The organism is Amycolatopsis sp. WGS_07 (assembly GCF_045278895.1).
Taxonomy (GTDB): Bacteria; Actinomycetota; Actinomycetes; order Mycobacteriales; family Pseudonocardiaceae; genus Amycolatopsis.
Window position 1 is genome coordinate 581,598 of sequence record NZ_CP136053.1, and the last position, 20,759, is coordinate 602,356.

Sequence of the window (20,759 nt, forward strand, 5' to 3'; positions counted from 1 at the left end):
CCGCCTTCAGGAGCCTCCCCCATGGTCCGGCTGGCCTAAGTCCGCGAGACTAGGTGCAGCAAGGAAACAGACCGGACCACTGCCCTCGGAGGTAGCCATGATGGCCCTGCGCACCGCGCCCGGCGTCACCCAGCGGATGCTCCCCCACGGGTATCTTGAGCTGACCAGCAGCACCAGCCGTCAGGTGGAATGCGAACCGGTGGCCGCGGCCATGTGGATCGCCCTCAAACGGCACAACGGCGACCTCGACGGGGCCAGTGCGGTCCTCGCCGCGCTGTGGGGCACGGACGTCGAGGACGTCCGCTACGACATGATCGCCCTGTCCGGGTCTCTCTGCTCTCTCGGGCTTCTCACCGAGGTGTGAGCACCGAGATCCCCCGCCGCGCCGTCGGATTGACCGGCGCAGGCGGGGGACTCTCGGGCTCAAACCGGTTTGGTGTCCAGTTCCTCGTCCAGGAGCGCGAAGATGTCCTCGGCACTGGCGTTCTCGATGTCCGCCGGCTCCTCGGGAGCCGAGTACGACGCCAACAACGCGGTCAAACGGCTGACCAGCTTCTCGCGATCTGCCTCGGCCAAGGCGTTGTCCCGCAAGGCAGCCTCCAGAGCGGCCAACTGCGAGTCCACAATGGACGGCTGGTCCGCCAGTCCCTCGCCGAGGAAGCCCGCCACCGCGCTCGCGGACGGGTAGTCGAAGATCAGCGTCGACGGCAGGCGCCGTCCGGACACCTCGTCCAGCCGGTTGCGCAGCTCGATCGCGGTCAGGGAATCGAAGCCAAGCTCGATGAACCCCTTGCGCGGGTCGATCGCGTCCGGGCGGTCGTGTCCGAGCACCACCGCGGCCGTGCCGCACACGAGGTCGAGCAGCGCCCGCTCCCGTTCCCCGGCGGGCAGGGCCGTGATCCGGGCCCACGAGTCGTCGGCGACTGCGGCTCGTCGCCGTGTACCTCCGCGCACCAGGCCCTGCAGCATCGGCGGCACGGGGCCGGACCGCAGCCCGGCCAGGTCGAGTCGGACCGGCATCAGGGCCGGCTGCGAGGTGCCGAAGGTCGCGTCGAACAGTTCGAGTCCCTCGTCGAACGACAGTCCGGCCACGCCGGAGCGCGCCATCCGGACCAGGTCGGTCTCGCCGAGCGCGCCCGCCATGCCGCCGGACCACAGGCCCCACGACAGCGACACCGCGGGCAACCCGAGCGCCGCACGGTGGTGGGCCAGTGCGTCGAGGAACACGTTCCCGGCCGAGTAGTTCGCCTGCCCGGCCGAGCCGAGCGGGCCGGCGACGGAGGAGAACAGCACGAACGCGGCCAGGTCGAGTTCCGCGGTCAGCTCGTGCAGGTGCCAGGCCGCGTCCAGCTTCGGCCGCAGCACCGCGTCCATCCGCTCCGGGGTCAGCGCGAGCAGCACGCCGTCGTCCAGCACGCCTGCCGTGTGCACGACCGCGGTCAGCGGGTGCCCGGCCGGTACGTCGGCCACCAGCGCGGCCGCCGCGGTCCGGTCCGCGAGATCGCATGCCACCAGCGAAACCGAGGCGCCAAGCTCCTCCAGCTCCGCCTTGAGTTCCGCCGCGCCCGGAGCCGCCTCGCCACGACGGCTGGTGAGCAGCAGGTGGCGCACGTCGTGCGCGGTCACCAGGTGCCGCGCGATCAACGCGCCCAGCGCACCGGTGCCGCCGGTGACCAGCACGGTTCCGTCCGGGTTCAGCGACGGCGCCGGAGTCTCGGGCGCGAACTTCGCCATCCGGTGCACCAGCACCGCCCCGTCCCGGACCGCGACGCCGGGCTCACCGGCGTGGATCGCCCCGAACACCGTGTCCAGCGACAGCTCACCGCCGTCGACGTCGACCGCTGCGAACCGGCCGGGGTACTCCAGCTCGGCCGACCGGACAACGCCCCACAACGCGGCGTGCGCGAGGTCAGCGACGCCCTCGTCGGGACGCGTCGCGATGGCGTGGGAGGCGACCACGACGAGCCGCGAGGCAGCCAGCGCCGGTTCGGCGATCCAGGCTTGTACCAGCTCCAGCAGCTGGTGGGTGGCCTCGCGCGCCAGGTCGGGCGACGCCGTCTCGGGGGCCGCGAACGACACGGTCACCACGTCTGGGACAGGCTTCCCCGCATTGATCAGTGCAGCTAGGTCCACATAGGACTCTCCACCGAGGCCGAACGGATCCGCACCGAGCACCGCGTGCGAAACGCCGGAAGCGGCATCGCCGGTGTACGGCTGCCATTCCACCCGGAACAGCGAGTCGCCTGCCGCCGGACGGGTGACCGCGGCGAACGCGTCGTCGGCGATCGGCCGCAGCGCCAGCGACCCCACGGTCACGATCGGAGCCCCGGAGGGATCGGTGGCGGTGAGCGACACGGTGTTCTCGACGTCAGAGGAGAGCAGCACGCGCAAGCTCGACGCCCCGCTGGCGTGCAGCGAAACCCCGTTCCACGCGAACGGCAACGCCGGCTTGTCCTCCGTCAGCCCGGCCAGGCCGATGGTGTGCAGCGCGGCGTCCAGCAGGGCGGGGTGCAACGCGAACGCCGAACCGTCGCTGTGCTCCGGCAACGCGACTTCGGCGGCGAGGGTGTTCCCGTCTCGCCAGACCCGCTGCAGCCCGGCGAAGACCGGCCCGTAGTCGAAGCCCTGTGCGGCGAGTTCGTCGTAGCGGCCGGTCACGTCGATCTCGACCGCACCGGCCGGTGGCCACTCCGCGGCGGCCACGGGCGCGTCCGCCGTCGGCGACACCCTCCCGCTGGCGTGGTGCGTCCACTCCCCGGTGTCCGCGGCCCGCGAGTAGATGCCCACCGCGCGGGTGCCCGACTCGTCCTCCGCGCCCACCGTCACCTGGACCGGGACGGCTCCGTTTTCGGGCAGGATCAACGGGACCGCGAGCGTCAGCTCATCGAGCCGCGCGCAGTTCACCTCGTCCCCCGCCCGCACGGCCAGCTCGACGAAAGCCGTGCCGGGGAACAGCGGAACCCCCTGCACGACGTGATCGCCGAGCCACGGCTGCCGGCGCAGCGAAAGCTCCCCGGTGAGCACGACGCCGCCGGTGTCGGCCGCCTCCACGACGGCGCCCAGCAGCGGGTGCCCGGCGTCGAGCTGCCCGACCTCGGTGACCCCGCGGACGCGAGCGCCGGTCGGGTTCTCCATCCAGTAACGCTTGCGCTGGAAGGCGTACGTGGGCAGCTCGACCGGTACCCCGCCGGCGTAGAACGCCGAAAAGTCCACAGTGGACCCGGTGGTGAACAGCGTGGCCACCGCGGCGGCCGCCGACTCGCCTTCGGGCCGGTCCTTGCGCAGCACCGGGACGAACGTCGCCCGGTCGTCGGAGCCAAGGCACAGCTGGCCCATCGCGGTGAGCACGGCCGACGGGCCGACCTCGACAAACGTCGTGACACCGGCGTCGAGCAGCGTGCGGACGCCGTCGGCGAACCGGACCGCGTCGCGCACCTGGTTCACCCAGTACTCCGGCGACGTCAGATCAGCGTCCGGAGAGACCGTCGAGACGATCGGAATCGCGGGCGCGGAGTAGGTCAGCTTCCTTGCGATGACAGCGAAATCGGCCAGCATCGGCTCCATCAGCGCCGAGTGGAACGCGTGCGACACCTTCAGCCGCGAAGTCTTCTCGAACTTCGACGCCACCGCGAGGACCGCGTCCTCATCGCCGGACAGCACCACCGACGCCGGTCCGTTGATGGCGGCGATCGACACGCCCTCGGTCAGCAGCGGCACGACATCGGCCTCGGCCGCCGCAACGGCGACCATCGCCCCGCCGGTAGGAAGGGCCTGCATCAGCCGCGCCCGCGCCGTCACGAGCGTGCACGCGTCTTCGAGCGAGAGCACCCCCGCAACGTGCGCCGCGGCCAGCTCGCCGATCGAATGCCCCAGCAGGTAGTCCGGGGTGACGCCCCACGATTCGAGCAACCGGAATACCGCGACCTCGACGGCGAACAACGCGGGCTGCGTGTACCCGGTCTCGTCGGAGCCCAGCACGGTCCGCAACGGCACGTCGAGGTGCTTGTCCAGTTCGGCGGCCACCGCGTCGAAGGCCTCGGCGAACGCCGGGTAGGCCTCGGCCAGCTCCAGGCCCATCCCGGCGCGCTGGGCGCCTTGGCCGGTGAACAGGAACGCCGTGCGTCCAGTGCTGGCCACGCCTTCGACGACACCCGCCGGCGTGCGGCCCGCCGCGTACTCGGTCAGCGCACGGATCGCGCCGGCCCGGTCGGCCGCGACGATCCCAGCACGGTACTCGGCCTGGGTCCGGGTGGTCGCCAGCGAGAATCCGATGTCCACAGTGGACGCTTCTGGGGCGGAAGACGCGAGCTTGCCTGCCTGCGCCCGCAGGGCCTCTGGAGTGTTGGCTGACAGAAGCCAGGTCACGGACCCGTCGTCGGAAGCAGGTGCCGCCACCGGGTCGCCCTGCTCGACGATCACGTGCGCGTTGGTCCCGCTGATGCCGAACGACGACACGCCCGCGCGACGCGGCCGCCCGGTCTCCGGCCACGGCTTCGGCTCGCTCAGCAGCGAGACGGTGTCGGTCCACTCGACGTGCGGCGACGGCTCGTCGGCGTGCAACGTGCGCGGGAGTACGCCGCGCCGCAGCGCTTCCACCATCTTGATCACGCCGCCAACGCCTGCCGCAGCCTGCGTGTGGCCGACGTTCGACTTGAACGACCCGACGTGCAGCGGCCGGTCGGCCGTGGCCGCCTTGCCGTAGGTGGAGATCAGCGCCTGCGCCTCGATCGGGTCGCCCAGCTTCGTGCCGGTGCCGTGCGCTTCGACAGCGTCCACATCGGACAGCTTCAGCCCGGCGTCGGCCAGTGCCGCGCGGATCACGCGCTGCTGCGCGGGCCCGTTCGGGACGGTGATGCCGCTGGACGCGCCGTCGGAGTTGACCGCGCTGCCGCGCAGCACCGCGAGGACGTGGTGGCCGTTGCGGCGCGCGTCGGAAAGCCGTTCCAGCAGGAGCATTCCGGCACCTTCGGAGCAGCCGACGCCGTCGGCGCCGCTGCCGAACGCCTTGCAGCGGCCATCCGGGGAGAGGCCCTGCTGCTCGCTGAAGTAGACGAACATGTCCGGCGTCACCATCACGGTGACCCCGCCGGCCAGCGCCAGCGAGCACTCGCCGCGGCGCAGCGCCTGTGCCGCCCAGTGCAGGGCGACCAGCGAAGACGAGCACGCCGTGTCGACCGACACCGACGGGCCTTCCAACCCGAGGGTGTAGGAGATGCGGCCGGAGATGAGGCTGCCGTCGCTGCTGCCGGCACCGTAGTCGTGGTACATCACGCCGGCGAAGACGCCGGTCTTGCTGCCCCGCAACGTCGAGGGCACGATCCCGGCGCGTTCCACGGCCTCCCACGCGGTCTCCAGCACCACCCGCTGCTGCGGGTCGAGTGTGCGAGCCTCTCGCGGGGAGATGCCGAAGAACTCCGGCTCGAAATCGGCGGCGTCGTAGAGGAAGCCGCCCTCCTTCGAGTACGTCATGCCGGGGCCGCCCGCGGGGTCGAAGATCGACTCGGTGTCCCAGCCGCGGTCCTCGGGGAACTCGCCGACGGCGTCGGTACCACTGTCGACGAGGTCCCAGAGCTGCGCGGGCGTGGCGACCCCGCCGGGGTACCGGCATCCCATCCCGATGATGGCGATCGGCTCGTTCATCGCCGCGGAGAGCTTCTGGTTGTCCGCCTTGAGCCGCTCGTTGTCCACCATGGACTGACGCAGCGCGGCGACGATCTGCTCAGTGGACGGTGCCGTGTTCTGCTCGTGGCCGGTCACTGGGAGTCCCCTCGTCCGTCGGTTTCACACTCACGCATTCCGCACTCCACCGCCTGTGGCAAGCCAGCACTCATGGTCGTGGTGTCCGGATCGTAGGTCGGCGCGCGGTACGGCCGGATCCCCTGAAAAGCCGCAGGGGTCCGCGACCCCTAAGCCGGATTGCCGGGTCTGCCTCAAGGCCTCTCGCGATTACCGTTTCCCAGCAGCAGTGTTTCCCGGACCCCGGCATCGGAGAGTGCGTTGTGCGCGTCATGTTGATGGTTTTCCCGACGAGGACGCACGTCTACAGCATGGCCCCGGTCGGCTGGGCGCTGGCCGCCGCCGGGCACGAGGTGCGGTTCGTCGGCCAGCGCAATCCCCGCGAGGTCTTGCCGTTCGCCGAGACCGGCCTCGACGCGATGTGGTTCGGCGAGGACCTCGACATCGCGGAGCACCGGCGGCTCAGCGCCGGCGGCGACGACACCCTGCACGGCAAGCATCAGCTTTCCGAAAGCCGTCCGGAGCGCTACACCGAAGAGTACGTGCGCACCGTCTACGACGGCTGGGTCGACGTCTTCCGCTGGAACACGCCGACCCCGCTGCTCAACGAACTCGTCCGGTTCGCCCGGCAGTGGCAGCCGGACCTCGTCGTGTGGGACCCGCTGGTCTACGCCGCGCCGATCGTCGCGCAGGCGGTCGGCGTCCCGCACCTGCGGATGATGTACGCGGCCGACCAGACGGCGCGGATCGGCGCGCAGTACCGCGACCTGCGCGCGAGCAAGCCCGAGGACACCAGCCCGGACCCGTTCGTGGAGTGGATGTCGGCCGAGGTGAACCGCTACGGCGCTGACTACGACGAAAACCTGCGCTACGGCGTCAAGACCATCGACTCCCATCCGTCCTACCTCCGGTACGACGGCGTCGACGTCGACTACCTCCCGGCGCGCTTCGTGCCGTTGAACAAGCCGATGGCGCTGCCGCGCTGGGTGGTCGAGACCCCATCGCGCCCGCGCGTGCTGCTGACCCTCGGCATCTCCAACCGGCAGACGCTCGGCGAAGAGGAAACCTCGGTTTCCGCGCTGCTCGACGGCCTTTCCGACCTCGACGTCGAAGTGATCGCGACGCTCAACGCGGAGCAGCTCGCGTCGGTGGACAAGGTCCCGGACAACGTGCGCGCGGTGGACTTCGTGCCGATGTACGAACTCCTCGCCTCGTGCTCCGCGATCGTGCACCAGGGCGGCGGCGCGACGATCGGCAACGCGGTGGTCAACGGCGTCCCCCAGCTGGTGATCCCCGGTACCACGTGGAGCGAGCGGATCTCCGCGCTCGCCCAGGTGAAGCGCGGCAACGGCCTGATGGTGGACCTCGAGGACGTCACTCCGCACACTGTCCGAAATGGACTCCAGCGGTTGCTGGAGGAACCGTCCTTCCGCGACTGTTCGCTCGAGGTCAGGGACGAGATGCTGGCCACGCCGACGCTCAACGACCTCGTGCCGGAGCTGGAGCGGATCGCCCGAGGGCAGTGACCCCGGCGGCCTGGTGCCGTCAGCCTTCCCCCGCTGGGGCGTCGCGTTCACGCCCGGCAGTCTCGTCGTGCCCGCGGCGCCGATGATCACGGCGCCGCGTTTCGCCGTGCCCGCGTTCTTCTCACCCCTAACCGCCACCGGGGCCAGTCGGCCCGCCCGGCCAAGGTCCGCTTTAGACGGTCTTTAGGGGTTGTCGCTGGCACCGGCGGATGTCAGATTTTTCTTGCGTTCCAAGCCATTTCGCACGGCTCGTTTCCACTGGGGGTTTCACCGCCCGGACAAGGACTGGGGAATCGTATGCACACGTTGACACGCAGGCTGCTGGTGGTGGGAGCCCACGGCGACGACGAAACGCTCGGCGCGGGCGGGACGATCGCCCGGCTCGCCGACGAGGGCGTCACTGTTTCGCTTTGCATTCTCACCAACGACGACGGTTCGCGTTCGGCCGCGGGCGCCGAGGTCACCAATCGCACCGACGCGATCGAACTGGCCGCGAAAACGCTCGGCATCGAGCGGGTGCGAGTCCACGAATTCGGCGACAACCGGCTCGACACGGTCAGCCACCTCGAACTGAACCAGGTCGTCGAGCGGGAGGTCCGGGAATTCGAGCCGGACACCATTTTCGCGACCAGCATGTGCGACCTGAGCACCGACCACGCGCTGGTCAGCCGCGCCGCGCGGGTCGCGGGACGGCCGGGCAAGGGCCCGGTGCGCGAGGTCCGCACGTTCGAGATCCGCTCCGCCACCGACGTCGGAGAGGCCTCCGGGCTGCCGGTCACCTTCCGGCCGAACTGCTGGCAGATCCTCGACGAAAGCCACGTCGAACGCAAGATCGAAGCGCTGCGCGCCTACGGGAAAGAACTCGAACCGTGGCCGAACCCGCGCAGCGAACGCGGCGTCCGCGCCTTGGCCGAATACCGCGGCTCCCAGGTCAGCGCCGGCCTCGCCGAGGCCTTCGAAATCGTCCGCTCGGTCCGATGACCGGCGTTTCCGCCACTGTTTCTTCCACTGCTTCCGCTCGCTTTTCCCGCCGCTTTTCCACTGCCCATCCAGAAACGGGTGACCAGGAATGACCAGTACTGTCGCTGAATTCGAGACCATCGCCGAACTGAACGAGCTGACCTCGGTCGCGGTGATCGGGATGGGCTACGTCGGCCTGCCGACCGCGCTCGGCCTGCACGCCGGCGGCGTCGGCGTGATCGGCATCGACCTGTCGCAGAACCGGATCGACTCGATCCGCTCCGGCGACGTCGACCTCATCGAGGCCGACCACCGCAGGCTCGAGAAAGCCGTGCACCAGGAGGACTTCCAGCTCACCACGGACTCGGCGCGGATGGCCGAGGCGGACGCCGTGCTGGTGTGCGTGCCGACCGGGCTCGACGAGTACCTGATGCCCGACCTCGGCCCGCTGGAGGCGGCGTGCGCGGCGCTCGTCGCGAACGCCCGCCGCGGCCAGACCTTCATCCTCACCTCCACCAGCTACGTCGGCACCTCGAACCGACTGCTGGTGAAACCGCTGGTGGCCAAGGGATTCACGATCGGCCGCGACCTGTTCGTGGCGTCCAGCCCGGAGCGGATCGACCCGGGCAACGTCACGCACACCCAGGCCGAGACGCCGCGCGTGCTGGGCGGCGTGACTCCGGTGTGCACCGCGATGGCGCAGCGGGTGATCAACGTGCTCACCCCGAGCGTGCACTGCGTCAGCTCGCCGGAAGCGGCGGAGATGACCAAGCTGTACGAGAACACCTTCCGCGCGGTGAACATCGCGCTGGCCAACGAGTTCGCCGAGATCAGCGACGGCTTCTCGATCGACCCGATCGAGGTCATCGACGCGGCGGCCAGCAAACCGTACGGCTTCATGGCCTTCCACCCCGGCCCCGGCGTCGGCGGCCACTGCATCCCCTGCGACCCGCACTACCTGCTGTGGCAGCTTCGCGCGACGCAGAGCAACGCACCGCTGGTCACCCAGGCGATGCACGCCATCGCGGAGCGGCCGAAGCAGGTTGTCGACCGCGTACTGAACACACTGTCCCGCGAAGGCAAGGGCATGGCGGGTACGCGCGTCCTGGTGGTCGGCGTGACGTACAAGCCCGGCGTGCAGGATGTGCGTTCGTCGTCCGCACTGGACATCCTTGACCTTCTCGCCGCGAAGGGCGCGAAGGTCGGCTACTACGACCCGTTGGTGCCTAACATCCGAGTGACCGGCGGTTCGCTCGACACCGTCCCTGAGCCGAACGGCCGGGACTGGGACGTCGCGCTCATCCACACCGTCCAGCCGGGCCACGACTACGAATGGCTCGCCGACTGCCCGACCGTCATCGACGCCACTTATCGCTTTGACCGCGCGCTCTTCGCTAACTGAGAGGACAACACAGTGCGTTACCTGATCACCGGAGGCGCCGGGTTCATCGGCTCCCACCTCACCGAGCATCTGCTGGCCCGCGGCGACGAGGTCGTCGCACTGGACAACCTCAGCACCGGCACCCTGGACAACCTCGCGGGCGTCGCCGGGCACCCCGGCTTCCGGTTCGTGCGCGGTTCGATCACCGACCCGAACGCGATCGAATCGTGCATGGCGGGCATCGACGCGATCTTCCACCTCGCCGCGGCGGTGGGCGTGTTCACCATCCTCGACAAGACGATGGACAGCCTGCGCACCAACCTGCACGGCACCGAGAACATGCTCGACGCCGCGCTGCGCCACGACGTGCCGATCCTCGTCGCGTCCACGAGCGAGATCTACGGCAAGAACACCGCCGACGGCCTGCGCGAGGACGACGACCGGATCATCGGGTCGCCGCTGAAGAACCGCTGGTCCTACGCCGAGGCGAAGGCGCTGGACGAGACGTTCGCCCACCTGTACGCGGTGGAGCACGGCCTGCGCACGGTGATCGTGCGGCCGTTCAACACCGTCGGCCCGCGCCAGACCGGGCGCTACGGCATGGTCATCCCCCGCTTCGTCACCCAGGCGCTGGCCGGCGAGCCGATCACGGTCTTCGGCGACGGACAGCAGACCCGCTGCTTCTGCCACGTGCACGACGTCGTGCCCGCGCTGGCGAAGCTGCTCGCCGACGAATCCGCGTACGGCAAGGTGTTCAACCTCGGCAGCAACGAGCAGACCACCATCTCGCAGCTGGCCGAGCGCGTGATCGGCGCGACCGGTTCGGCGAGCACCATCACGAAGGTGCCGTACGAGGAGGCGTACGGCGACGGGTACGAGGACATGCAGCGCCGCATTCCCAACTGCACCCGCGCGTACGACCAGATCGGCTTCGCGCCGAAGCACACCCTGGACGACATCATCGCCGCAGTGGTCGCCGACCGCCGCTCCTGACCTGTTTCCGGTGAAGGGCCTCTCGCGGAATGCGCCCGAGAGGCCCTTCACGCGTTTCGGAGCTTGAGGTAGACGGCCGTCAGGTGGCCGGCGGCGGTGTTCGCGGACACTCCCAGTACCTCCGCGATCATCGCCACCGGCGTACCCTGCGCGGCTAGCTCCGCGACTCTCAGCTCTACGTCGGTCAGCACCCGCACTCCACATTCCGTCGGCTTTTCGGTCAGCCTTTCCGTCACTGCCCGGCACCGGCCAGTTCGCCCGCCAGCGCGCTTCGCCCGGCCACGCCGAGTTTCCGGTACACCCTGGTCAGATGCTGCTCCACAGTGGACACCGTGATGTACAGCGTTTCGGCGATCTGACGGTTGGTCCGGCCGTGCGCCGCGAGTTCCGCGACCCGCAGTTCCGCCTCGCTGAGCGCGGTCGCCGCCGCACCGTCGGGGTCCGCGCGAGGTGGCTCGGGTCTCGACGCGACCGGACGAGGTGCGAGCGGACGCATCGGCTGCCTCGGCACCTGCACCGGTTTCACCAGGCCCGCCGAACGTTCCGCGCGCTGCCCCAGCTGGTTGATCGCGCGGACCGTGCGAGCCAGCTCAAGCCGGTCACCGGATTCCTTGAACGCCTCCGCCGCCCGGTTCAGCAAACCGGACCGCGCGCCGGTGTCCCCCGCGAACGCCAGCACCCGCAACGCCACTGCCTGCGAGAACGGGTCCTTCGTGTCCGCCAGCTGCTGTTTCGCCAGCTCGACCGCCAGAGTCGGGTTGCGCAGCCGCAGGTTCGCTTCGGCGAGATCGGTCCGCCACGGGGCCACCGCGGGCAGATCGAGATTACGGTCACGGAGAATCCGCTGGCACTGCTGGAAATCACTCACCGCGGAGAGTCCTCGGTTCGTGGCCAGGTGGAACTGCCCGCGCGCGCGTAGGAACCGTACGCCGCCGAGTGTCGTGTACACGGTTTCGGGCAGAGCGTGTCGCAACACCGCTGCTGCGGCTTTGAACGCTCCCGCCGCAGTGTGCGCGGTGAGCATCGTGGCCAGCGGGTACGTGATCGCCACGCCCCAGTTCGGTTCGTCAAGCAGCGCAAGCGCACGGTTCGCCGCCTCCGCCGCTTGAGCGGGCTCGCCGCGACGCAGCAGCAGACTCGCGCCGAGAGCGTCGAGCATGGCCTTCCACGTCACCGCGCCGCGATACTCAGCTTCCTCGGCCAGCGAAGTGCACCAGCCTTCCGCGCGGTCCGCCTTTCCCGCGTACGCGAGCGCGAGGATAGCTGTGGCCAGTGCTTCCAGCGAAGTGTCGGAGAGCCGGCAGTTCTGCAGAATCCGCTCCGCGCACACCGAAGTCTCTTCGCTGCCGCCGACCTTCCACACCGACGCGAGCGTGGTCGCCGTGCGCATCCACGGATCCGACGCGTCGACCGACAGCTCCGGTGCCGTGCCGTAGTGCCAGTGCGCGGCGAGCGTCAGCTCGGCGGCCGTTCGCGGATGCAGCGGCTCGAGGTCGTCGCCCAGCCGGACCAGCGCGCACTCGAACGTTTCCCGGTCGCCGAACCACAACGACTGGCGCACCAACGCGATCCGGTCGGACTGGTCGAGCGAATCGGCCTCTCGCAACGCCGCGAGATGCGGATCGGCCGCCGCCGGGTTGACCCGCCAGGTGATCTTGGCCAGCAGCTGCGAAATCATCTGCTGCTCCCACGACGCGGTGGTCGTCGACGCCGCCAGCTGCAGGCAACGGGTGGCGAAGTCGACGTCGTCGCCGAGCATCACCTGCTCCGCCGCCGCGACCAGCACCGGCAGCGCCCACTCCGCCTGCGCCTCGCCAGCCGCCACGAGATGCCGAGCGACCTCCGGCGCCGCCAACCCGCGTGCGTGCTTCACCTCAGCGGCCCGGATGTGCAGCTGCACCTTCTCGGACCCGCGCAACCCGCCGACCACCGCAGCCGCCGCCGGTCGCTGCCGGAACCGCACTCCGTCGACCAATCCGGTCTCCACGAGCACGCCGGCGGAAGCCTCCGCCTCGACCGGGTCCACGCCCGCGACCGTCGCCACCGCGTCCGTCGTGACGTCGGTGTCCAGGACCGCGATCGCCGTCGCGACCTCCCGCAGCGGCGAACCATAGCGATGCAGAAGCCGTTGCACCGCATCGGAATACGCCGGTCCGTCGTCCACCGAGCTACGACCTGCGTCGACCAAAGCGCTGACCAGCAACGGATTCCCCGCGCTCAGCCCGTAAATCCGCTCGGCCTCGCCCTGGTCCGCGACCAGCTGCGCGATCGCCTCGACGGTGAACGGCGTGAGATGCACGTACCGGTGCGGCTGCGCGGCGAATTCCATGCCCTCGCCGGAATACCAGCTGTCCGGCTGTGTCAGGACCAGCAACATGGCCGCCGACCGCGCCCGCCGCTGCAACCGCAGCAGCAACCGCGCCGACGTCTCGTCCACGTGCTGCAAATCGTCAACCGCGATCAGCAGCGAGCGCTCCCGCGCCAGCCGGTGCAACGCACTGCACAACGCGGCGATCCGATCCTCGCCGTCCGCCGCGGCCAGCACTTCGCGCGGCAAGGCCGGGCTGGCCAGCAACTGGTCGAGCACACCCCCGTCAAGGTCGCGCTCGTCGGCCGCGCCCGCCGCGGTGAGCGTCAGAACGCCCAGCTCACGGGCTCGCGCCACCACTTGGTTCTGCACCTGTGTTTTCCCGCTGGCCGGTCCTCCGCCGACCAATACCGTGTCTCCTGCCCCCGCATCGCATTCGATCAGCAGGCCCTCGAGAAGGGACACTGCTTCGTTCGGCTCGGTGCGGCGGTTCTGCCCCAGTTCACGCCCATCGCAAGCTCCTCGACCCAACGGTCATTCTTCCTGCGTGTGCCACAGTCGCAGCCACCCCCTAAGCACAGCCAACCGCGATCTAAAGTCACTCAATCAGGTGATCACGATTACCCGGCGTCGCGGATGGCGCTGGATTTCCCCTCGATCCCCCTTTGCTGCGAATGGCGGTTTCCCGCCGGACAACCCGGGGTTCAGCTCCAGACAGTGATCTTGGTGGCCGCTGCTCCGCAGTCCGGGTTGACCAGGTCGAGCTATAGCGTAGTCGAACGCGCGTTCGATTGAATGAAGAGGTGTCCGCTACGACGACGCTCCCCGCCTGGCAGCTGCCCGACCGGGACCTGACCACCAGACTCCTTGCCACTCAACGACAACAGAACATCGCCTACGCCGAACAGCTGGAGACAATCCGGGAACTGGACTCGCGCGGCACCGTGCCGGAGGGCTATTCCTCGACCGCGGCCTACCTGGCGACGATCCTGCACCTCACTCCACGCGAGGCCCGCAGCCGGCTCGCCCAAGCCACCGGCAGCCTGCCGCTGACCTCGAAAGCCTTGACCGCGGGCGAAATCACCGCCCAGCACGCCGCGGTGATCGCCGAATTCCTGGCGACCGCCCCGAGATGGCTGACCCCCGAGGACTACACCGTCGCCGAAGACACCCTGGTCACCCTCGCGCAGCAGGCCAACCCGGGCACCGTCCGCCGAGCCGCCACCCGGCTGAAGATCTACTGGGACAACGACCCCGCCGAAGACGAGCCCGGCCCCGACGCGGACCCCGAACCCGCGTCCGCCCGCCCTTGGCGGGAATTCCGCTGGCACTGGACCCGCTCCGGCCGCTTCCGCTTCACCGGCAACGTAGACCAAGAAACCGGCACCCTGATCGAACAACTGCTGGTCCCCTTGGCCGCGCCAGACCCCGCGAGCGCCCCCGGCACCCCCGACCCCCGCACTCCGGCGGAACGCCACGGCGACGCCGTCGCGGCCATCGTCGACCTAGCCGCGCGCACCCCGGACCTCCCGGCCAAAGCAGGCGAACGAGCCGTCGCGACCGTCACCGTCAGCCTGGAAACCCTGCAGAACGCGGCGAAAACGGTCTTCACCGACGACGAATCCGTACTGCCCGCCTCGCATCTGCGCAGAATCCTGTGCGACGCCAAGGTCTACCCGGCCGTCCTGGGCACCGAGGGCCAAGTCCTCGACCTTGGCCGCGCCGCCCGCACCGCCACTAACGCCCAACGCCGGGCCCTGGCCATCCGAGACCGCGGCTGCACCTTCCCGGGCTGCGATCGAAGTCCAAAGTGGACAACCCCGCACCACGTCGTCCACTGGTCCGACGGCGGTGCCACCGACCTGGACAACCTCGCCTCCTGCTGCGAACGCCACCACCGCCTCCTTCACCACAGCGGCTGGCAAATCAGCATCCGCGACGGCGTCGTGTACTGGATCCCGCCGTCCATCCTCGATCCGGAGCGGAAACCGCTCCGCAACACCGCCCACAACCCGCCGCCCGCCCCGCTGCGCTCCCGATCCCGGACCCTGCGCACCGCCCCGCCCTGCCCAAACCCGGGCGGGTAGGGGCCGCCCGGCGCAACCGGGAATCTACCGGGGATAGGGGCGGGGAAACCCCAGGGAAGCTTCAGGAGCACACCCCATGGCCCTGACGGGCCCATTCCTGGAAACTAGATACATCAAGGAAGCACCCACCTCGACCAGGAGGCCATCATGATGGCAATCACCGCCGCCCCCGGCGTCACCCAGCGCATGCTCGCCAACGGCCACCTGGAGCTGACCTGCCGCACGACCAACCGGCACATCGAGTGCGAGCCGGTTGCCGCCGCGATGTGGATCGCCCTGAAACAGCACAACGGCGACGTCGACCGGGCAGCAAGCACCCTCTCCACCCTGTGGGAAACGAACGAGGAGGACACCCGCTACGACCTGATCGCCCTCGCCGGTTCGTTGTGCTCCCTGGGCATGGCCACCGAGTCGTGACCAGAACCGCCTGAGCCCTACCCGGGCTCCAACGCCCGCTCGATCGCGCGACGCGCCCGCCCCGCAGCTGCCCGGTCGTGCTGAAGCTGCATGGCCGCGTTCAACGCCAGCCCGGCCGCGATGATCTCGAACAGCGCCTGCTCGACGTCAAACCCAGCAGGCAGCTCACGGTTGTCCACTGCCGCCGCCAGATCGGCTCGCAGCTGCTCCCGCCAGCGCGACCACACCTCGGCCACCGCGTCGCGGACCCGTCCAGGGCGGCCGTCGTACTCGGTGAGCGCCGCCGTCATCAGGCAGCCGCCGGGCAACAGTGGTTCTTCCAGATAGCCCACGGAGTTGGCGCACACCGCGCGCAACCGCCGCAGCCCCGGCGGTTCCGGCAGCGCGGGTTCGACCACCCGGTGCCAGAAGTCCACGAATGCCTTGTCCAGCGTGGAGATCTGCAACGTTTCCTTGGTGCCGAAGTGCTTGTGCACTCCGGATTTGCTCATCTCCAACTCCTCGGCGAGCCGGCCGATGGTGATGCCGTCCAACCCTTCCTCGGAGGCGATCTCGGCCGCACGGTCGAGGATCCGGCCCCGGGTGGCCTGTGCTTCGGCCGCTGAACGTCGCGGTGACATGCCCGAAGGATAGCGTACGAACGTTCGCTATTGATTAGCGAACGGACGTACGCTAAATTTCGGCAGCGATCACCGAGACAGAGGAGCACGAGATGCGGACGCGGCGACTGGGCTGGGCGGGACTAGAGATCGAGGCGGGCGGCGAGCGGCTGGTCATCGACTACGCGCGGGACCTGTCCCCGCTGTTCACCGGATGGAAGTCCGGCGACGGGCTGCTGGCACCGAGCGGGAAAGTCACCGCCGCACTGGTCACTCACCTGCACCGGGACCACACCGACGCAGCCGCACTCGCGGACGTGCTGGAGCCCGGAGCGCCAGTACTCCGGCCAGCACCCGGCCACGGCGACGACGTGGACCACGTGATCACCCTGCCCGCCGAACAGGAGCTGGTCCTGCAACGACTGGCGGCCGAGGTCGTGGAGCCCTGGGCCACTCGCGAAATCGGGCCGTTCCGCGTCACTGCGGTCCCTGCCGTTGACGGACTGGGCGATCCGCAGTTGAGCTGGGTCGTCGAGGCCGAGGGGCAGCGCGTTTTCCACGGCGGCGACACGATGTTCCACGGTTTCTGGTGGCTCATCGCGCGCCGGTTCAGCCCGATCGACGCGGCGTTCCTGCCCGCGAACGGCGCGGTGGTCGACGCGCCGCATCTCCAGCCGCCGAGTCCGCTGCCCGCCGCGATGGATCCGAAGCAGGCTGCCGCGGCCGCGGAAATTCTCGACGCTCGGTACGCGGTGCCGATGCACTACGAGGCGGAGCAGCCGGACAAGGTCGCCGGCTATCTCGAGGTTGCCGACCCGGAGGCCGAGTTCCGCACGCATGCCGGGCAGCGCGCGTGCGTTCTGCCCGTCGGGGAATGGCTGGACCTGGCGTCCACCACCGGAAACTCCGCCGCGACCGTGGGGTCAAGCAGGGCATAGGTCCCACCGGTGCCGACCGCGTTGAAGCTCCGGTAAATCCGCCGCCTGCGCGGATATCTGCCGACAGGTTGCCGCACGGGCGGCGAGCAGGCTAACTTGAACTCAGATGTTCTGGACATCTGATGTAAGCATTCAAAGGAAGGACCGGGGAAGCCGATGCGCGTGCTTTTCACCAGCCTCGCTTCGGTCGGGCACACCTACCCGCTCATCCCCTCGCGGTCGCGGCCAAGAAAGCTGGGCACGAGGTGCATTTCGCGGCCGGGGAGAACGTCCACGCGTCCTTGCGCCGCAACGGCTTGCGGCCCTTTCGGCCGGCGGATTCCTTTTACGAGATCTACGCCGAGGATCTCGAACCCGACCTGGCCCGGCTGCGGCCCGATCTCGTCGTGCACGAGTGGGGGCAGCCGGGTCCGGCCGTCGCGGCGCGGCGGGCCGGGATTCCCAGTCTCTGGCACGGGTTCGGCCGGATGTTCCCGGCCAGGATCGGGCTGGAGCGGCCCGCGTTGGATCGGCCGCATTTCGATATTTGCCCGCCATCCTTGCAGGACAAGGACTTTCTCGCGACGGCGGAGCGGATCGAACTCCGCCCGGTCGCTTATTCCGAACCGGCGCTGCCGGAGTGGCGCGTTGAACCGGCTTCGCGGCCACTGATTTATCTGACGCTCGGCACTGCGTTCGGCACGGCGGAAGTGTTCGCCACGGCCGTCCAAGGCTTGTCGGTGCTCGGGGCCGACGTGGTGGTCGCTGCTGGGAACGTCCAGCTCAGCGCGGTGCCGAAGAACGTCACGGTCCGGAGTTGGGTGCCGCAAGCGGAACTGTTGCCGCAGGTCGACCTGGTGGTGCATCACGGTGGCAGCGGGACGACACTCGGTGCGCTCGCGGCAGGGGTGCCGCAATTGGTTCTGCCGCAGGGAGCGGACCAGTTCGCTAATGCGGAAGCGCTCAGTGCCGCGGGGGCCGCGTTGAGGATTCTTCCTGAGGCGTTGAGCGTGGACAGTGTCGCGGAGGGTGCGCGAAAACTGCTGGCATGCAACGGGGGCATCGCGACGCGGCCCGGGTGATTGCCGAGGAGATCGCCCGCATGCCGTCGCCCGAGGAGGTTGCTGGTGATCTGCCCAGGTGGGCCGAGCGCGGTTAAGGGCTATGCGATCGGCGGGGGTTCCAGCGTCGGCAAGACGACTGTCGTAGCGCATCTCCTGGCGCGGCACGACTTCGATGAAGTGATTCACGTCGACGATCTGCGCACTCACGATTTCACCGCGCGCAGCGGGCACAGTTGGCTTCGTCCGGAAGACGAACTGCTGGAAGCTTTGCTGGCCTCGACAGCCCAGCTCCGGCCCAGGCTGATCGCCGAACTTGACCGGCTCAGCGCGCGGCGGGCTCGTGTGCTCATCGAGGGTGAGGGGTTGGAGCCGGATCTCCTGCATCGGTACCGCGACTGCAGGCCGGTTTACTTGGTGGAGCCCGACGAAGACGTTCTCCGGACGACGCTCGCCACCCGGCCGAGCGGTCATCGGTTCCGCGCGCTGACACCGTCGGAACAGCAGGGCGTGGTGCGGATGAACCGCCGGTATGGACAGTGGCTGCGCGCGGAAGCCGAGCGGTTCCGGCAGCCGTGGCTCAGCAGTCGGCCCTGGGACAGCCTTGCGGACCGGGTCGAGGACTGTCTGTTCGGCGGCTGAGCACAGCTACGCCAGCAAGGACTTCAATCGCGTCACGACTCCGGCGACCTCGTCCGGTTCCAGGCTCCGCACAACATCTTCCAGTGCGTCGACGGCCGACGCGGCGAGATGTTGTCCCACGGCCTGCACGGACGGGTAGTCGAAGATCAGCGTCGCGGGCAGGCGCAGGCCGGTGAGGACGTCGAGGCGGTTGCGCAGTTCAAGGGCGGTCAGGGAGTCGAAGCCCAGTTCGATGAAGCCCTTTCGCGGGTCCACTGCGTCCCGGCGGCGGCCCAGGACGACGGCGGCGGTGCCGCGGACCAGGCCAACGGCAGCACGCACCCGCTCGGTGCCGGAAAGGCGCAGCACCTGGCTCCACGAATCATCGACGACCTCGAACCGGAGACCGTCAGGGATCAGGCCGCGCAGCATCGCGGGAACGCCGTGGGTGCGTAGACCGGACAGGTCCAGTCGCGCCGGCACCAGCGAGGGCTGACCGGCGGCGACTGTCGCGTCGAACAGTTCCAGGCCCTCGGCGAAGGACAGGCCGCAGACGCCGGACCTGGCCATTCGGATCAGATCGCCGGACATGCCGCCTTCGGACCACCGGCCCCACGCGAGCGACACGGCTGGCAAGCCTTGCGCCGTGCGGTGATGGGCCAGTGCGTCCAGGAAGACGTTCGCTGCCGCGTAGTTCGCCTGGCCGGCGGCGCCGAGGGTGCCGCTGGCGGACGAGTACAGCACGAAGGCGGACAGGTCCATCGACGCGGTCAGCTCGTGCAGATGCCAAGCGGCGTCGATCTTCGGGCGGAGTACCGCGTCCATTCGTTCCGGGGTCAGCGACAGCAGCACGCCGTCGTCGACGACACCGGCGGTGTGGATGACCGCGGTCAGCGGGGCCGGAACGTCGGCGAGCAAGCCGGCGACGGCGTCTCGGGAGGCCAGGTCGCAGGCCACCAACGAGACCGAGGCACCGAGGTCGGTCAGGGCGGCGACGAACTCGTCGGCTCTCGGAGCGGCGGGACCGCGGCGGCTCGTGATGAGCAGGTGGCGGACGCCGTGTTCGGTGACCAGGTGCCGGGCGATCAGCTGGCCGAGCACGCCAGTGCCGCCGGTGACCAGGACGGTGCCGTCCGGATCGAAGGCGGCCTCGCCGGACGGGACGTGCTTTGCCAGGCGGTGCACCAGAACCGCGCCGTCGCGGACGGCGACGCCGGGTTCGCCGGCGTACATCGCGCCGAGCACCGAGCCGATCGGGAGCGGGCCGTTGTCGAGGTCCACCACCATGAAACGGTCGGGGTACTCGAGTTGCGCGGTGCGGATCACGCCCCACAGTGCCGCGTGGGTGAGGTCGTCCGCGCCCTCGTCCGGGCGGGTGGCGATCGCGCCGGACGCGACGACGACCAGCCGCGAAGCCGCCAGGACGTCCTCGGCGACCCAGGCTTGGGCCAGCGCGAGGAGTTCGTGGACGGCCGCGCGAGCACCTTCCGGAGTAGCGTTTTCCGGGGCGGCGAACGGCGCGTACACGACGTCCGGGACGAGGGCTCCGTAGTGGATTGCCGCCAGCAGCGCCGGAAGGTCCACATAGGACTCTCCGGCGAGGCTGAACGGATCGCTGCCGAGGACCGCGGTGGTGACCGCGGTGACCTCGTCGCCCTGCCACGGGATCCAGTCGACGCGGAACAGCGAGCCGGGGAACCCCGGCGGGGCGGACCCGCCGGGGTTCCGGCACTGCGTGGCGACGATCTGCTCGGTCGAACGGGCGGACTCGTCAGTCACTGGGATTCTCCCGGTTCGTCGGCGCCTCCCATCGCGGAGCGCACCAGGTCGGCCAGGTCCATCGAGGCGACCGCGGCCGCCGCGTCGTCGGTGCCGTTCAGTTCCTCGGCCGCGTCCTCGACCGGCTCCGGAGCCAGCTCGGCCAGCAGGTGCCGGGCCAGCGGCAGCGGGCTCGGGTAGTCGAAGATCAGCGTCGCGGGCAGCCGCAGCCCGGTCGCGGCACCGAGCCGGTTGCGCAGCTCCAGCGCGGCGAGCGAGTCGATGCCCAGGTCGGTGAAGCCCTTCTCCACACCGACCGCCGAAGCGTCGTCGTACCCGAGGACTGCCGCCGTGTGCTCGCACACCAGGTGCAGTGCCGCCGAGTCCCGCTCGTC

15 protein-coding genes and 1 pseudogene are annotated in these 20,759 nt (G+C 69.6%); 10 read left to right on the forward strand and 6 right to left on the reverse strand.

What is annotated here, in order from left to right; genetic code table 11:
- Positions 1-97: 97 nt before the first annotated feature.
- A complete protein-coding gene (locus tag RPX00_RS02525) occupies positions 98-364 on the forward strand; it encodes a hypothetical protein (protein WP_406637064.1) in 267 nt (88 codons plus the stop codon).
- Positions 365-423: 59 nt separating this feature from the next.
- Here RPX00_RS02525 and RPX00_RS02530 read toward each other — a convergent pair whose 3' ends face one another.
- Positions 424-5,757, reverse strand: a complete 5,334-nt coding sequence (locus tag RPX00_RS02530) for an SDR family NAD(P)-dependent oxidoreductase (protein ID WP_406637065.1) — start codon at positions 5,755-5,757, stop codon at positions 424-426.
- A 251-nt stretch (positions 5,758-6,008) separates the two neighbouring features.
- On the opposite strand from RPX00_RS02530, the gene RPX00_RS02535 reads away from it, so the two are divergent.
- The 4 genes from RPX00_RS02535 to RPX00_RS02550 all read left to right on the forward strand — a co-directional run bounded on the left by RPX00_RS02535 (position 6,009) and on the right by RPX00_RS02550 (position 10,596).
- The gene (locus RPX00_RS02535; protein ID WP_406637066.1) at positions 6,009-7,262 is read left to right on the forward strand and encodes a nucleotide disphospho-sugar-binding domain-containing protein; all 1,254 of its coding nucleotides are present in this window, start codon (positions 6,009-6,011) and stop codon (positions 7,260-7,262) included.
- 297 nt (positions 7,263-7,559) lie between these two features.
- Positions 7,560-8,243: a PIG-L family deacetylase gene (locus RPX00_RS02540; RefSeq protein ID WP_344272097.1), complete on the forward strand. Its 684-nt coding sequence runs from the start codon at positions 7,560-7,562 to the stop codon at positions 8,241-8,243.
- An 88-nt stretch (positions 8,244-8,331) separates the two neighbouring features.
- Entirely contained in the window at positions 8,332-9,624 is a 1,293-nt protein-coding gene (locus tag RPX00_RS02545) for a nucleotide sugar dehydrogenase (RefSeq protein ID WP_406637068.1), read from the forward strand.
- Positions 9,625-9,636: 12 nt separating this feature from the next.
- Positions 9,637-10,596: an NAD-dependent epimerase/dehydratase family protein gene (locus RPX00_RS02550; RefSeq protein WP_406637069.1), complete on the forward strand. Its 960-nt coding sequence runs from the start codon at positions 9,637-9,639 to the stop codon at positions 10,594-10,596.
- A 47-nt stretch (positions 10,597-10,643) separates the two neighbouring features.
- Here the strand turns inward: RPX00_RS02550 and RPX00_RS02555 are convergent, their stop codons facing one another.
- Together RPX00_RS02555 and RPX00_RS02560 are read right to left on the reverse strand one after the other, a co-directional pair.
- A complete protein-coding gene (locus RPX00_RS02555; RefSeq protein ID WP_406637071.1) occupies positions 10,644-10,787 on the reverse strand; it encodes a LuxR C-terminal-related transcriptional regulator in 144 nt (47 codons plus the stop codon).
- A gap of 41 nt (positions 10,788-10,828) precedes the next feature.
- Positions 10,829-13,369 carry a response regulator transcription factor gene (locus RPX00_RS02560; protein ID WP_406637073.1) on the reverse strand — a complete coding sequence of 847 codons (2,541 nt, stop codon included), beginning with the start codon at positions 13,367-13,369 and terminating at the stop codon, positions 10,829-10,831.
- Between the two features lie 338 nt (positions 13,370-13,707).
- Between RPX00_RS02560 and RPX00_RS02565 the strand changes: the two genes are divergently transcribed.
- Complete coding sequence (locus RPX00_RS02565) at positions 13,708-14,991, forward strand: DUF222 domain-containing protein (RefSeq protein WP_406637075.1); 1,284 nt, start codon at positions 13,708-13,710, stop codon at positions 14,989-14,991.
- Positions 14,992-15,138: 147 nt separating this feature from the next.
- Positions 15,139-15,408 (forward strand): hypothetical protein, encoded by a 270-nt coding sequence (locus RPX00_RS02570; protein ID WP_406637077.1) that lies wholly within the window; start codon positions 15,139-15,141, stop codon positions 15,406-15,408.
- 17 nt (positions 15,409-15,425) lie between these two features.
- Here the strand turns inward: RPX00_RS02570 and RPX00_RS02575 are convergent, their stop codons facing one another.
- Positions 15,426-16,028, reverse strand: a complete 603-nt coding sequence (locus tag RPX00_RS02575; RefSeq protein WP_406637079.1) for a TetR/AcrR family transcriptional regulator — start codon at positions 16,026-16,028, stop codon at positions 15,426-15,428.
- 92 nt (positions 16,029-16,120) lie between these two features.
- Between RPX00_RS02575 and RPX00_RS02580 the strand changes: the two genes are divergently transcribed.
- The 3 genes and pseudogenes from RPX00_RS02580 (at position 16,121) to RPX00_RS02590 (ending at position 18,627) form a co-directional block, all read left to right on the forward strand.
- Positions 16,121-16,945 (forward strand): MBL fold metallo-hydrolase, encoded by an 825-nt coding sequence (locus RPX00_RS02580; RefSeq protein ID WP_406637080.1) that lies wholly within the window; start codon positions 16,121-16,123, stop codon positions 16,943-16,945.
- Positions 16,946-17,101: 156 nt separating this feature from the next.
- Positions 17,102-18,083: pseudogene (locus tag RPX00_RS02585) on the forward strand (glycosyltransferase).
- Complete coding sequence (locus RPX00_RS02590) at positions 18,052-18,627, forward strand: hypothetical protein (RefSeq protein WP_406637081.1); 576 nt, start codon at positions 18,052-18,054, stop codon at positions 18,625-18,627. Before RPX00_RS02585 ends, RPX00_RS02590 begins: the two are co-directional and overlap by 32 nt.
- A 6-nt stretch (positions 18,628-18,633) precedes the next feature.
- On the opposite strand, the gene RPX00_RS02595 is transcribed toward RPX00_RS02590, so the two are convergent.
- Both RPX00_RS02595 and RPX00_RS02600 read right to left on the reverse strand, forming a co-directional pair.
- A complete protein-coding gene (locus tag RPX00_RS02595; protein WP_406637082.1) occupies positions 18,634-20,385 on the reverse strand; it encodes a type I polyketide synthase in 1,752 nt (583 codons plus the stop codon).
- Complete coding sequence (locus RPX00_RS02600) at positions 20,382-20,729, reverse strand: acyl carrier protein (protein WP_406642737.1); 348 nt, start codon at positions 20,727-20,729, stop codon at positions 20,382-20,384. The genes RPX00_RS02595 and RPX00_RS02600 overlap by 4 nt, the downstream gene beginning before the upstream one ends.
- Positions 20,730-20,759 lie beyond the last annotated feature (30 nt).